Source organism: Jannaschia formosa (genome assembly GCF_003340555.1).
Classification (GTDB): domain Bacteria; phylum Pseudomonadota; class Alphaproteobacteria; order Rhodobacterales; family Rhodobacteraceae; genus Jannaschia; species Jannaschia formosa.
Map to the genome: position 1 here is coordinate 79,245 of NZ_QPLJ01000009.1, position 13,035 is coordinate 92,279.

Genomic DNA, 13,035 nt, shown 5'->3' on the forward strand with positions numbered 1-13,035 from the left:
CAAGGGGCCCGCGTCGCCGACTTTCAGGCTGTCCGGGTCGCCCCTCCAGACCCCGAAAAAGGGGTAGGAAGCGGCGCGAATGGCGCCGCTTCCCGAACGCGTACCCACCCCTTCAAATCATCACAAACTCAATACGCCTAAAACGGGGCCACTCGCTCCGCACATCGTCGCGCGCACCTTTTAACCTCACGGCCCCATTCAGGAATTTGGGCGAAATCAGGGCGTGAAGCAAGAAGAAGTTAAGAAACGGTTAACCTTTGTGACGGGCCTTCTGACCCCGCCTCCTGCGCCCCAGGCAGCTCGATTTCCTTTCCGCGCAAGCGCTTTTCGGACGTCGTTCCACGCGCCCCCGCGGTCCGGCGACAACGCTGTGTACACAATGAAGCCGCAATTTCGCCTCATTTGTCGCGACCCCCACGGGCGCCGCCGTCGAGCGGGCGGTTTCGACCCCGCGAATCCCTTTCTCGATTCGCGCCGCGGACGATGGATCGGGCCGCCGCGCTCTGGGATTTTCTGAAGCCGGAGCGAACGGCGGCGGGGGAGTTGGGGCTCCATGTCGAGTGGCTGGCGCAGCATGTCGAGGCCCTGCCCCGCGCCGCCGTCGAGGCCGCCCCCGACTCGGTGCAGGAGGTCCGTGCCCGCAGCCGTGGCCGCACATATCCAAACGACCTCGAGATCGTCCCGGTCGGCGTCGCGCTGGAGCGGTTGAACGGCGAGACCGAGGACGTCCTGTCGGTCTTCTTCGTTTAGCGCGCGCAGGGGGGCGATGCGCTCACGCCAGCGGGCGAACCTTGCGGCCTTCGGGCCTCTGCCGCTGGCCGCGGTGCAGGGCAAGGTGCGGACCGGCGCGCCGGTCAGCATCGTCCAGCAGCCGGGCGGCGAGACGTTCCGCTGGGTCGCGAACGAGGGGATCCGCATCTCCCGGCTGGTCGCGCATCTGCGCGCGGCGCGGGAGTCGGGCGACCTGACCGGCGCCGGGGCGGCGATGCTGGTGGGCGAGGTCCTGCGCCGCGGAGAGGAGGCCGGGCGCGAGAGCGTTCCGCAGCGCCCGGGGCCGGGTATCGGCCGATCACGAGGCTGGAGGAGTTGGGACGGGGCCTCTCCTGACCGGGCCTGCCTTCGGGCCGAAAACCCGAGCGAAACGGCATCGCCGGGCCGTGGGGGCGAAGGCGCATCGGCGCCCGGGGAGGGGACAGGGCGACCAAGGATCGCGGTCAGATCCCCCCACCAGACGCGCCACCGGCGCGGGGCCTCCGCCCGCTAGCCGCCTTCCCTCGGACGCAAGGCGGAAGACGGCGTCGCGCTGCTCGACCGCAGGGACCAGGCCAGCCGACCTCCCGGCCGGTCAGGGCGCGATCAGCGGCGTGCTGGCGGCCAGCGCCCAGGCCAGCATCGCGCCCAGCACGGGCACCGGGGTTCCGGCGCCCGTGTTCCGTGCCATCCACTGCGCCACCGTGCCGAAGACCAGCCAGAACAGGACCGTCACCGGCAGCACCGTGAAGGCCACGCCGAGGATCGGGTCGAGGAACATCGCCCCGAGCAGCGCCAGGAGCGGCAGCCCCCGCGCGACGAGGCGCAGCAGGAGCCCTGCGCCCTGCGTCAGCAGCGCATCCGCCCAGACGAACAGAAGCGCCCCGGGCAGCAGCATCGCCGCGACCGGCAGGCGCGGGCCCCAGGGCAGGAAGGACGCGCCGTAGCGGTCGAGCGCCAGCGCGAAGGCGCCGAACGCCCAGACCGCCAGCACGGTTGCCGCTGCGCCGGAGGGCGCGGGCAACCGCCGCCCCGCGCGCCACAGCACCGCGCCCTGCACCCCGCCCCAGACCGTGAGGAAGGCGGCGAGCGGGGCGAAGGCGCGCAGGCCGCCGAGATCGGGGATCACGGCTGCGGCGGCGATGGCCGGGGCGACCGGCGCCAGCAGGGCGACGAGGGCGAGCCGCCGGGGGCAGGAGGGCGGCGCAGGCCGCGGCGGCCCGAAGGGCGCGGCCAGCGGACGGGCCAGAGCGACCAGCGAGCCGAGCAGCAGCATGAGCCACAGCGCCGTCGCCGGGGGCGCGCCCCGCGCCCCGGTCCCAAGCGCGCCGGCGATCCAATCCCGCGCCTCGCGCAGGGCGGAGGGCGCGTAGAGCACGCCGACATGCCCGACCCAGGGGGCGGCGGCGGCGCGGCGGACGACACCGGGGGCCTTGGCGGTTTCGCCCTCCTGCGCATCCGGATCGACCTGTTGAAGCGCCTCGACGGCGACCTCGCGCAGCCGCCTCTCCTGCGCGCCGGACAGGATCAGCAGGCGGGCGGGATGGGCGGGCGTGACGGCCTCGGAATACATCGAGATCGCGACGACGGCCTCGGGGTCCAGCGCCTCGGCGGCGCGCACGACGATGTCGGTGGCCATCGAATGGCCGAGCAGGGCCAGGCCCTCGGCCTCGCGACCGGCCAGCAGGGCGCGGGTGACGGCGATCACCTCGCGGGTCAGCATCGCCGTCGCGCCGTCGAGCCTTGTGACGTCCCCGGTCATCGGGCGCGGATGGCGGCCGTGGCCCGGCAGGTCGAGCACCGCCACCTCCAGCCCCGTGCGGGCGAGGGTGATGGCGTTGGCCCGCATCATCTGCCGCGACCCGGCATAGCCATGGGCCACGACGACGAGCGGCAGCGGCGCATCCCCCGCCTCGCGCCAGAGCGTGACGGGGGTGCCGTCGACGCTGGTCCGGGTGACGGAGAGGCCCGCGCGCTCCCGCTCCAGGAAGGTCGTGGCGAGCAGGGCGACGGCGAGGGCGAAGACGGCGAGAAGGCGCATGCGTGGGGAGGTAGCGCGGCGGGCGGGGAAGGGGAAACGCGATGATCCCCCGCCGCGTCAGCAGATCGCATGGCCGCGCCGCGCCGATGCGCCACATTGCAGGACATGATCATCGTGACCGAGGATACGCTGCTGAACCCCCAGATCCTGGAGGTGCGCCAGCTGCCGCGCCGCTTCGTCGACCGGGTCTCGGTCTGGCCGCGCCGGGCATCGCCGGGGGTGATCGCGCGGCTGCTGATCGAGATGCAGCTTCTGCGCTATGCGGCCTGGCTGGCGCCGCTGGTGGTGGTCGCGCTGATCTGGCGGCAGTCTGCGCTGCCGCTGTCGCAGGCCCCGATCCTGATGATCATCCTCGTCGGCTTCATGGAGCTGCGCGTCCTGCGCGCCCCGCCTGCGCAGCGGGCGAAGATGGACCGCGACGCGGCGGCGCGGGTGCAGGACCTGCTTCGCGTGCAGGGCCGCGCGGCGCTGACCCGGATCGCCGCCGGGCGGGGAATGCAGGCGGGCGCGCTGCGGCTGGTGGTCGAGCAGTCGCCCCTGCGCCTGCTGCCGCCGCTGACCTTCGTGACCGTGCAGGCCGAGGACCCGCCCCGGGTCGTCGACCTCGACGAAGCGGAGCGCGCCGTGCTGGCCGAGGAGCTGTTCCAGGGCGCGCTGACCGAGCGGGCGCTGCACAGCGCGAACACGGCGGAGGACGAGTTCCTCCGCGAGGTGGAGCTCGACGCGCGCGGCGTCTCGGCCCATGCGCGGCTGGCGGCGGCGTTGGGGTGAGCGGCGTCTCGGGATCGGTCCCGTGGACCGATCCAGCCGCGAACGGGCGGAGCCCCCGACGATGCGCGCCATCCGGCTTTGCCGGATGCTGTTTCGCCCGGGCTTGGCTTGCCAATTTCGATCAGGGCTTCACGTCTGCCAGCGCGTCGAGGATCCGCACCCAGCTGCGCGTGCCCCGCGTAAAGCTCGACAGGTCGTATTTCTCGTTGGGCGCGTGGATGCGGTTGCCGAGGCTGGCGAAGCCGACCATGACCGCCTCGGCGCCGATCGCCTCCTTCAGCAGCGGCAGGATCGGGATCGAGCCGCCCATGCCCGCCACCGCCGCCCGGCCCCATTCGTCACGCAGCGCACCCAGCGTGGCCGTCAGCCAGGGCGAGTCCACCGGCATCGCGGTCGCCCGCCCCATCGTGTGATCGCGGAACGAGACCCGCGCATCGGCGGGCAGGCGGGCGCGGATGTGGGTCTGGAACAGGGCCCTGATCCGCTCCGGCTCCTGCCCCTGCACCAGCCGGAAGGACAGCTTGGCATGGGCCTCGCGCGGGATCACGGTCTTGAAGCCCGGATCGGCATAGCCGCCCCAGATGCCGTGGATGTCGCAGCTGGGCCGGGTCCAGACCTGTTCGAGGACCGACCGGCCCGTCTCGCCCGCCGGGTGGCTCAGCCCGATATCCGACAGGAAGCCGGCCTCGTCGAAGGGCAGGGCGGACCAGATCTCCCGGACCTTCGGATCGAGCTCCTGCACGCCGTCGTAGAAGCCGTCGATGGCGACGCCGCCATCGGGCCTGCGCAGGCTGGCCAGCAGGTCCGTCAGAACCGCCGTCAGGGCGTTGCGGGCCGCGTTGCCGTAGATACCGGAATGGAGGTCGCGGTCGGCGGTCGTCACCGTGATCTCCTGCGCGCAGATGCCCCGGGTCATGGTGGTCACGGCGGGGGTGCCTGCGTCCCACTGGTCGCTGTCGCAGGCGAGGATGGCGTCGGCCTGCAACTCGGCGGCGTGCTCGGCGAGGAAGGGGGCGAGCGAGGCGGAGCCCGACTCCTCCTCGCCCTCGATCAGGACCGAGACGCGCAGGGGCAAGGCGCCGCGCGTATCGATGAAGGCGCGGCAGGCCTCGAGGAAGGTCATCATCGCGCCCTTGTCGTCGGACGCGCCGCGCCCGTTGATATGGGTCTCGCCCTCCGGCCCGGGGGTCAGCGACGGCTCGAAGGGCGGCCGGGACCAGAGGACGGCGTCCCCCGGCGGCTGCACGTCGTAATGGCCGTAGAACAGGACATGCGGCGCGTCCCGCGGCCCCGGCAGATGGGCGACCACCATCGGGTGGCGCAGGGTCGGCACCGCGCGGGCCTCGGCGCCCATCGCGGCCAGGTCGCGGACCAGCCATTCGGCGGCGGCGGCGCAATCGGCGTCATGGGCCGGATCGGTCGAGACCGAGGGGATCCGGATGAGCTCGAACAGGCGCGCCAGCGCCGCCTCGGTCTGCGCATCGGCGCGGGCGAGCACGTCCTTCACGGTGCGCCCCGGTCGATCTCGGCGATCTTCGCCCCGAAGCCGAGGGCGGTCTGGCGGGCGTCGGCGAGGATGGCGTCGACTTCGAGGGTCAGCACCTGCCGGTCCCGCATCAGCCAGCGCCCGCCGACCATGGTCGCGCGCACATCCGAGGGCAGGGTCGAGAAGACCAGCGTCGCGGCCAGGTCCCAGACCGGCTGCTGGCGCGGATCGTCCAGCGCGACGCGGATCAGGTCGGCGCGGTATCCGGGCGCCAGCCGCCCGATGCGGTCGCCCATCCCCAGCACGCGCGCGCCTCCGACCGTGGCCATGGCCAGCACCTCCGAGGGCGGCAGCGCCGCGCGGGTCCCGTTCGCCACCTTCTGCGCGATGGTCGCGGGCGCCATCTGGGAGAACAGGTCCAGCGTGTTGCCCGACATGGCCCCGTCCGCGGCGAGGCCGACGGGAGCGCCGCGCGCCAAAAGGTCGGTAATCGGCGCCGTGGGCCGCCCGCCCTTGCCGTTGGCGCGGGGGCAATGGGCGACGCCCGCGCCGCTCGCCGCGATCGCCTCGCGGTCGGCGTCGGTGAGATAGATGCAATGCGCCGCCACCAGCCCGGGGCGGAGCAGGCCCGCGTCGCGCACGATCTCGACGGTGGAGCGCCCGTGCTCGCGCGCCGCCCAGGCGATCTCGTCGGCGGTCTCGGCGAGGTGAATCTGCACGGGCAGGCCGGGATGGGCCTCGGACCAGGCGGCGACGCGGGCGAGGATCTCCGGCCCCGTCGAATAGGGGGCATGCGGCGCGATCCCCGGGGTGACGGTCGGATGGCCGGTCCACCGGTCGGCCAGTGCCGAGGCGCGGTCGAAACCCGCGTCCACGCCCGACACATCAGGCGCGGGGAAGGTCGCGACGGTCTGGCCGACGAGGCCGCGCAGCCCCGAGGCGGCGAGTTCCTCGGCGATGGCGTCCTCGAAATAATACATGTCGGCGACGGTCGTGACCCCGCCCCGGATCGATTCGAGCAGGGCGAGCCGGGTGCCGATGCGGACGACCTGTTCCGTGACGCAGGCGCGCTCCAGCGGGAGGATGTAGCGGAAGAGCCGGTCGTCGACCTCCTCGGCAAGGCCCCGGAACAGGGTCATCGGCAGGTGCCCGTGGGGGTTGACGAAGCCGGGCATGATGAGGTCGCCGCCCATGTCCTCGGCCGGGCCGGGCGGGTCGCCCGTGCCGAGCTCCGAAATGCTGTCGCCGTCGATCCTGAGCCAGCCGCGCGGGATCTCGGGGCCGTCCATGGGCAGGATGCGGGCGTTGGCGAGGATCATGAGCGGGCGGTGCCTGCGGCGCGGGCGGAGGGGGGCTCTGCCCTCCGCTTCGCCCCCTCCGGGATATTCGTGGAGGGAAGAAGGAGAGGGCCGTTAACCCTGAGGAGGTACGGAGAGGTGCAGGGCATCAGGTTTCGGCCGGAAGGAGGCAGCATTGCTCGGGGTTGGGGATCAGGACGGCGGTCTCTCCCGGCTCCATCGGCTGGGAGAGGGGGCCGTTGGCGATCAGCTCCCCGGCGGGGGTCTCGCAGCGGTACTGGTAAGCGCGGCCCAGATAGGTACGCAGGCCCAGACGCGCGGGAATCCCAGCCCCCTCGCGCGCGACCAGAAGCCCGTCGGCGCGTGCGGCGAAAAGGAAGTCCTGCGCGGGAACGGTCCAGTCCGAACGGGGCAGGTCCAGCGTCGCCCCGCCCTCCATCCGGACGCGCACGGCGTCGCCCGCCTCGGCCACGGCGCGCATCGGCAGAAGCGTGTCGAAGCCGACGAAATCCGCGACGAAGGCGTTGGCGGGCCGGGAATAAAGGACCTCGGGCGCATCGAGCTGCATGATCCGGCCCCGGTCCATGATCGCCACCCGGTCGGAGATCGAGAACGCCTCCTCCTGATCGTGGGTGACGTAGAGCGCGGTCGTGCCGTTGGCGCGTTGCAGCCGCCGGATCTCGACCCGCATGTCGACGCGCAGCTTGGCGTCGAGGTTCGACAGCGGCTCGTCGAACATCAGCAGCGGCGGATCGATGACCAGCGCGCGGGCCAGCGCCACGCGCTGGCGCTGGCCGCCGGACAGGTTCGCCGGATAGCGGTCCGCGAAGCCCGACAGGCCGACGCGCTCGACCATCTCTCCGGCCTTCGCGCGCCGCGCCGCCCGCCCGAGGCCGCGCTGCTTCAGCCCGAAGCCCACGTTGTCCAGCACCGTCAGATGCGGAAACAGCGCGTAGGTCTGGAACACAAGGCCGATGTCGCGGGCATGGGCCGGCAGGCGGGTCAGGTCCCGATCGCCCAGCCGGATCCTGCCCGCATCGGGGGCGAGGAACCCCGCCACCAGCCGCAGCGTCGTGGTCTTGCCGCAGCCCGAGGCGCCGAGCAGGGACACCAGCTCCCCGGCGCCGACTTCGAGCGAGAGGTCTTCGAGAACGCGGGTCTTGCCATAGCTGGCGGACACGCCGTCGAGAGTCAGGGAAACAGTCATCTTGCCAGGAAGGTGAGGCCCAGCGTCCGCTCCACCAGCGCCATCACCACGACGGTGACGAACATCAGCAGGACCGAGACGGAGGCGATGGTGGGATCGAAGAACTGCTCCATATGCGCGAGCAGCTGGATCGGCAGGGTCGACACGCCCGGCCCGGTGAGGAAGATCGAGATCGACACGTCGTTGAGCGAGGTGATGAAGGCCAGCACGAAGGCCGCGATCACCCCGCCCCTGATGTTGGGCAGGACCACGGTGAAGAAGGCCCGCCAGCGCGGGCAGCCCAGCGAGACCGCCGCCTCCTCGACCGAGAAGTCGAACTGCGCCAGCGACGCGCCGACGACGCGCACGCAATAGGGCAGGACCAGCAGCGCGTGGCCGACCAGCAGCGTCGTGTAGATCGGCGTGTCGAGCCCGGTGGCGACCGACTTCATCAGCGCGAAGCCCAGCACGATCTCGGGCACCAGAACCGGCAGGACGAAGACGTTGCCCAGAAAGCGCGGCAGGTGCCAGCGGTAGCGGGCCATCGCATAGGCCGCCGGGATGCCGATGGCCAGCGACAGCAGCGTGCCCAGCGTGGCGAGGCTGAAGCTGGTCACCATCGTCCGGCGGAAGGCGCTGATCTCGAAGGCGTTCTCGAACCAGCGCAGGGTCAGCCCCTCGGGCGGGAAGGCCAGGTAGGTCGTGTTCGACAGCGAGGCGCCGAGGATGATGACCAAGGGTCCCAACAGGAACAGGAAGACGAGCGCGGCGAAACCGACCAGCGCGGGATGGATGCGCCGCCTCATCCCGCCACCGGGTTCAGCCGCTGAGCCAGCCGCGACATGGCGTAGACGGTGGACAGGGTCACCACGACCATGATCGCCGCGATGGTCGAGGCACCGACCCAGTCGAAGGTGACCATGGCGCGCTGGTGCAGGAAGGTGCCCATCATCATCTGCCGCTCCCCGCCCAGAAGCTGCGGCGTCGCGTAGGAGGTGAAGCTGCCGGTGAAGACCAGCACCGCCCCGACGATCAGCCCCGGCACCGCCATCGGCAGCACGACCTGCCGGAACGTTGCCACCGGCGTCGCGCCCAGCGACGCGGCGGCGTCGGTCAGGTCCTCGGGGATGCTGTCCAGCACCCCCACCAGCGTCAGGATCATCAGCGGCACGAAGAGATAGACCATCGCCACGATCACCGCCCCCTGCGTGTAGAGCATCGACAGCGGCTCCTCGATCACGCCGATTCCTTCCAGGAACCCGTTCAGGATGCCGTTGCGGCCCAGGATCACCAGCCACGCGAAGGAGCGGACGACGACGCCGGTCAGCAGCGGGAAGACGGCGGCGACGATCAGCAGGCTTTTCACGTTGCGCGGGGCGCGGGCGACCACCCAGGCCGTCACGAAGCCGATCACGACCGAGATGGCGGTGGTGATCAGGGCGACCTCCATCGTCCGCCACAGGACCGCACGGCGAAAGCGCGAGGTGAAGAAGGCCTCGTAGGTCGCGAAGACCCCTTCGTCGGTGGTGAAGGTCGTGCCGAAGGTCGACAGGATCGGCAGGCCGAGGAACAGCGCGACCAGCAGCAGCGCAGGCGTGGCCAGCGCCCAGGCGAGGCGGCGGTCCGTCATTCCCCTGCCCCCGAACGCGATCCGAAACGCAACGATGCGTCAAGGTTGACGCCCGCCCTTCCCCTTCGATGCTCCGGAAATGTGCCGGGGGGTCGCCGGTGGTGCGCCATTGGTTCGAGACCCACCGGCGACGGGCTGGCCCCCGGCCCCGACCGTCGGTCAGGCGCCGGCCTGCGAGCGGACCGCGACCGGTCCGACAGGCACCCTCCGGCGCCCGCGCCCGCGATCAAAGCCCGAACACCTCCGCCCAGCGGTCGATCCACTCGGTCTTGGCGGCGTTCAGCTTCTCATAGTCCATCCGGCGCAGGGAGCCGATCTGCTCGGCGCCGTAGGTCCAGCCCGCGGCCTCCTCCTCGGTCAGCTCGACCTCGGCGTTGATCGGGGCGTCGACGCCGTCCTTCGCCTGGGTAGCCTGGATCTCGGTGGAGAGCAGGAAGTTGATGAACTCGTGCGCAAGCTCCGGATTGTCGGCGCCGACGGGAATGTTGACCGTGTTCAGCGTGGCGATGTCGCCATCCTCCAGGTCGGCCCAGACCATGGTCGGCACCGCCTCCTGCAGCGAGCCCAGCGCGAAGTCCTGCGCGACCGCGACGCTCGCCTCGCCGGTGGAGACGAGATTGATCATCTCGGAGCCGGTCTGGTAGTTCTTGACGACGTTCTCCGACAGCTCCTCCAGGGCGGCGAAGGCGGGATCGGCATCCTCCAGCGCGTCGGTCCCCGCATGGTCGCCGGCCTTCACGACCATCATCGGGCCGGCGGTGGTGGTGATGCCCGGTAGCGTCACCTGCCCCGCCAGATCCTCGCGCCACAGATCGTCCCAGGAGGTGATCGGATCGACCTTCTCGCTGTCGTAGACGATGCCGACGCGGCCCACCGTGTAGGCCGGGCCATAGGGACCCTGCGGCGCCTGCCCGATCTCGTGCAGCTTCTCGATGTTCGGGATCTGCGACCGGTCGATCTCCTGGAAGATGTCCGCCTCGATGCCGAGCTGGCTGAAGCTGTCGGTCAGGAAGATGACGTCCACGTCGGACCCGCCCCGCGCGATCAGCTTGTTGAGCCGGTCGGCGTTGTTGCCGGTCTCGAAGATGACCTCGCAGTCGCACATCTCCTGGAAGGGCTCGATCAGGTTGGCCTGCAGCTTGTCGCCATTGAATCCCCACCAGGAAATGGTGAACGTGTCCTGCGCCGAGGCCGCACCGGCCAGAGGCAGGAAGGCGGCGAGCGTCGCGCCGCGCAGAAAGGTCTTCATCATGACGATACCCCCGAATGATCGTGACGCGGTTCCCCGCTCGGCGCCGAAGCTAGGCCCGGCGCGACGCGGCGGCAAGCCGTCCTCTGCGGCGGGGTCCGGGCGATGACGGGGCGGGCGCCGCTGATCCTCGATACCGACGGGGGCGTGGACGATGCGCAGGCGCTGCTGCTGCTTTTGGCGGCAGGGGTCGCGCCCGAGGCGGTCACGACGGTCTTCGGCAACGTGCCGCTTCCGGCGGCGACCCGCAACATCCTGTCGGTGCTGGCCGTGGCCGGGGCCGAGGTGCCGGTCCATGCCGGCCAGGCGGCGCCGCTGCTGGCCGCGCCCGTCCATGCGCGCGAGATCCATGGCGAGGACGGGCTGGGCGGCGCCCCCCGGCCCGCGGCGCAGGGCGAGCCTGCGGGCGAGGACGCGGTGGGCTTCCTCGTCGCGCGTCTCCGGCGGGCGGCCGAGGAACAGCGGCCGGTCGACCTGCTGGCCATCGGGCCGCTGACCAACCTGGCGATGGTCCTGCGGCTGGCGCCCGACGCGGGCCAAGGCATCGGGCGGCTGATCGTGATGGGTGGCACCCGCCACGGGCGCGGCAACATCACCCCCGCCGCCGAGTTCAACGTCTTCGCCGATCCCGAGGCCGCCGCCATCGTCGTCCGCGCGCTGCCGGTGGTGCTGGTCCCCTGGGAGGTCTGCGTGGCGCATGTCCTGCCGGGTCCCGAGGTCGAGGCGATCTTCGCGGATCGGCCCGAGACCGGCCGGACCCGCTTCACCCGCGCGCTGGCCGATCACGCCCGCCGGACCGTGCAGCACTACGGCGGCCCGGACGTGCTGCGCTTCGTCGACCCGCTCGCCGCCGCGGTGGCGGTCGACCCGGAGGTCGCGACCGAGACGGAAACGGCCAGCCTCGACGTCGTGCTGGCCGAGGGCCCGGCGCGCGGAATGATGCTGACGGACCCCACCGGACGCCTCGGCACGCCGCGGGCGACGGTGGTGGTGCGGGCGGGCATGGCCCGGCTCCGCGAGATGTTCGCCGCGTCCTGTTGAGGCGGGCCGGATACGGTCAGCGGACGAACCGGCGCCAGCCGTCTGCGCCGGGCATGGCCGACGCGGCGGCGTGCGCCTCCGGCGTCACCCGTGGCGGCGCGGTCCCGGCAGCGCGGACATCAGCGGCGGGCCGCAGGGGTCCGACGGGTTCGCCGAGATCCCCAGCGGCGTGGCCGGGTCGATGCTGCTGGCGCGGATGTAGACGCCGTTCACGCAGACGTCCTGCCCGACATTGCCGCCATTGAAGCCGAAGCCCGGATCGCCGCAGTCGTCCACGCGCCCGTTGGCGTTCCAGGCCTGGTAGGTCCCGCTCAGCGGATGGCCGCCGGTCGGGAAGCGCAGCGCCTCGGTGTCGAAGCGCAGGATCCAGGTCGTCTGCGGCGTCAGCTCCTTGAGCGACCAGCGGCCGAGAAAGGTCTCGCCGCGCCAGCCGGTGATGCCGAAGCCCGTCACGTCGTCCTGGGTGACGATGCGCGCGGGAAAGTCGTCGGGGTAGGAGATGTAGCCCTCGATCCGGTAGTCGTCGGCCCCCCGCCAGCAGAAGCCGTGGGTCGCGGCCTGGGCCTGGCCGGCCAGCGCGAGCGAGAGGATCAGGGTGCGGATCATGTCGCCACTATCGGGCGCCCCGCGGGCCGGCGCAACCGCGCCGGATCACCAGTTGTCGGGCCCCTTGTCGCGGAAGCTCTCGACCAGGAAATCGATGAAGGCACGGACCTTGGGCTGGGTATAGCGGCCCGGCGGATAGACGGCGTAGATGCCCTGGGTCTCGGGGGCCATCCCCTCGATCGCGGGGACCAGCTTCCCCTCCTTCATGGCGTCGGAATAGAGGAAATCGGGCAGGAAGGCGATGCCCAGCCCGTTGCAGGCCGCCGTCAGCAGGGATTGCCCGTCGTTCACCGTCAGCCACCCGGCCGAGCGGACCTGCCGCTTCTCGCCCGAGGGCGCGGTCAGCTTCCAGACCGAGCCGTTGGCCTGGTTGGAATAGTGCAGCAGCTTGTGCTCGTTGAGGTCGTCGATCCGCTGGGGGCGGCCGTATTCCTCCAGGTAGCGGGGCGAGGCGATCATCTGCTTGTGCGTCTCGGCCAGCTTGCGCGCGCGCAGCGTGCTGTCCTCCAGGTCCCCGATCCGCACGGCCAGGTCGAACCCCTCCGAGATCAGCTCCACATAGCGGTTGTTGAGCACCATGTTGACGGTGATGTCCGGAAACTCGTGCAGGAAGGTGCCCAGGATCGGCGACAGGTGGTTCACGCCGAAATCGGTCGCCACCGACACGCGCAGCACGCCCGAGGGCGCGGACTGCATCGCCGTCACCAGCGCGTCGGCCTCTCCGGCGTCGTTGAGCACCCTGCGGGCGCGGTCGTAATAGGCCAGCCCGATCTCGGTGGGGCTGACCCGGCGGGTCGTTCGGTTGAGCAGACGCGCGCCGAGGCGCGTCTCGAGCGAGGAGACGTGCTTGGACACGGCCGATTTCGAGATGCCCAGCTTCTTGGCGGCATCCGTGAAGCCGCCCTGGTCCACGACCGTGGCGAAGGCTTCCATCTCTGACAGGCGATCCATGCGGCAGACCCTTGAAACTTGTAATT

13 protein-coding genes are annotated in these 13,035 nt (G+C 71.4%); 4 read left to right on the forward strand and 9 right to left on the reverse strand.

Annotated features, from left to right (window positions below; all coding sequences use genetic code 11):
* The first annotated feature begins 483 nt into the window (after positions 1–483).
* Together DR046_RS11505 and DR046_RS11510 are read left to right on the forward strand one after the other, a co-directional pair.
* The gene (locus tag DR046_RS11505; RefSeq protein WP_115382529.1) at positions 484–750 is read left to right on the forward strand and encodes a hypothetical protein; all 267 of its coding nucleotides are present in this window, start codon (positions 484–486) and stop codon (positions 748–750) included.
* Positions 751–766: 16 nt separating this feature from the next.
* Complete coding sequence (locus DR046_RS11510; protein ID WP_115382530.1) at positions 767–1,264, forward strand: hypothetical protein; 498 nt, start codon at positions 767–769, stop codon at positions 1,262–1,264.
* An 81-nt stretch (positions 1,265–1,345) separates the two neighbouring features.
* Here the strand turns inward: DR046_RS11510 and DR046_RS11515 are convergent, their stop codons facing one another.
* Positions 1,346–2,791 (reverse strand): alpha/beta fold hydrolase, encoded by a 1,446-nt coding sequence (locus DR046_RS11515; protein WP_115382531.1) that lies wholly within the window; start codon positions 2,789–2,791, stop codon positions 1,346–1,348.
* 105 nt (positions 2,792–2,896) lie between these two features.
* On the opposite strand from DR046_RS11515, the gene DR046_RS11520 reads away from it, so the two are divergent.
* The gene (locus DR046_RS11520; protein WP_115382603.1) at positions 2,897–3,562 is read left to right on the forward strand and encodes a hypothetical protein; all 666 of its coding nucleotides are present in this window, start codon (positions 2,897–2,899) and stop codon (positions 3,560–3,562) included.
* Positions 3,563–3,683: 121 nt separating this feature from the next.
* Here the strand turns inward: DR046_RS11520 and DR046_RS11525 are convergent, their stop codons facing one another.
* The 6 genes from DR046_RS11525 to DR046_RS11550 all read right to left on the reverse strand — a co-directional run bounded on the left by DR046_RS11525 (position 3,684) and on the right by DR046_RS11550 (position 10,414).
* Positions 3,684–5,069: a M20/M25/M40 family metallo-hydrolase gene (locus DR046_RS11525; RefSeq protein ID WP_115382532.1), complete on the reverse strand. Its 1,386-nt coding sequence runs from the start codon at positions 5,067–5,069 to the stop codon at positions 3,684–3,686.
* On the reverse strand, positions 5,066–6,367 hold the full coding sequence (locus DR046_RS11530; RefSeq protein ID WP_115382533.1) for an amidohydrolase family protein: 1,302 nt from the start codon (positions 6,365–6,367) through the stop codon (positions 5,066–5,068). Before DR046_RS11530 ends, DR046_RS11525 begins: the two co-directional genes overlap by 4 nt.
* A 127-nt stretch (positions 6,368–6,494) precedes the next feature.
* Positions 6,495–7,553 carry an ABC transporter ATP-binding protein gene (locus DR046_RS11535; protein ID WP_115382534.1) on the reverse strand — a complete coding sequence of 353 codons (1,059 nt, stop codon included), beginning with the start codon at positions 7,551–7,553 and terminating at the stop codon, positions 6,495–6,497.
* Positions 7,550–8,338, reverse strand: a complete 789-nt coding sequence (locus DR046_RS11540; RefSeq protein ID WP_115382535.1) for an ABC transporter permease — start codon at positions 8,336–8,338, stop codon at positions 7,550–7,552. The genes DR046_RS11535 and DR046_RS11540 overlap by 4 nt, the downstream gene beginning before the upstream one ends.
* Entirely contained in the window at positions 8,335–9,162 is an 828-nt protein-coding gene (locus DR046_RS11545; RefSeq protein WP_115382536.1) for an ABC transporter permease, read from the reverse strand. The genes DR046_RS11540 and DR046_RS11545 overlap by 4 nt, the downstream gene beginning before the upstream one ends.
* 226 nt (positions 9,163–9,388) lie before the next feature.
* Entirely contained in the window at positions 9,389–10,414 is a 1,026-nt protein-coding gene (locus DR046_RS11550; protein ID WP_209313573.1) for an ABC transporter substrate-binding protein, read from the reverse strand.
* 102 nt (positions 10,415–10,516) lie between these two features.
* Between DR046_RS11550 and DR046_RS11555 the strand changes: the two genes are divergently transcribed.
* Entirely contained in the window at positions 10,517–11,452 is a 936-nt protein-coding gene (locus tag DR046_RS11555; RefSeq protein WP_115382537.1) for a nucleoside hydrolase, read from the forward strand.
* 84 nt (positions 11,453–11,536) lie between these two features.
* On the opposite strand, the gene DR046_RS11560 is transcribed toward DR046_RS11555, so the two are convergent.
* Together DR046_RS11560 and DR046_RS11565 are read right to left on the reverse strand one after the other, a co-directional pair.
* On the reverse strand, positions 11,537–12,058 hold the full coding sequence (locus DR046_RS11560) for a hypothetical protein (protein ID WP_209313574.1): 522 nt from the start codon (positions 12,056–12,058) through the stop codon (positions 11,537–11,539).
* Positions 12,059–12,103: 45 nt separating this feature from the next.
* On the reverse strand, positions 12,104–13,009 hold the full coding sequence (locus DR046_RS11565; RefSeq protein ID WP_115382538.1) for a LysR family transcriptional regulator: 906 nt from the start codon (positions 13,007–13,009) through the stop codon (positions 12,104–12,106).
* Positions 13,010–13,035 lie beyond the last annotated feature (26 nt).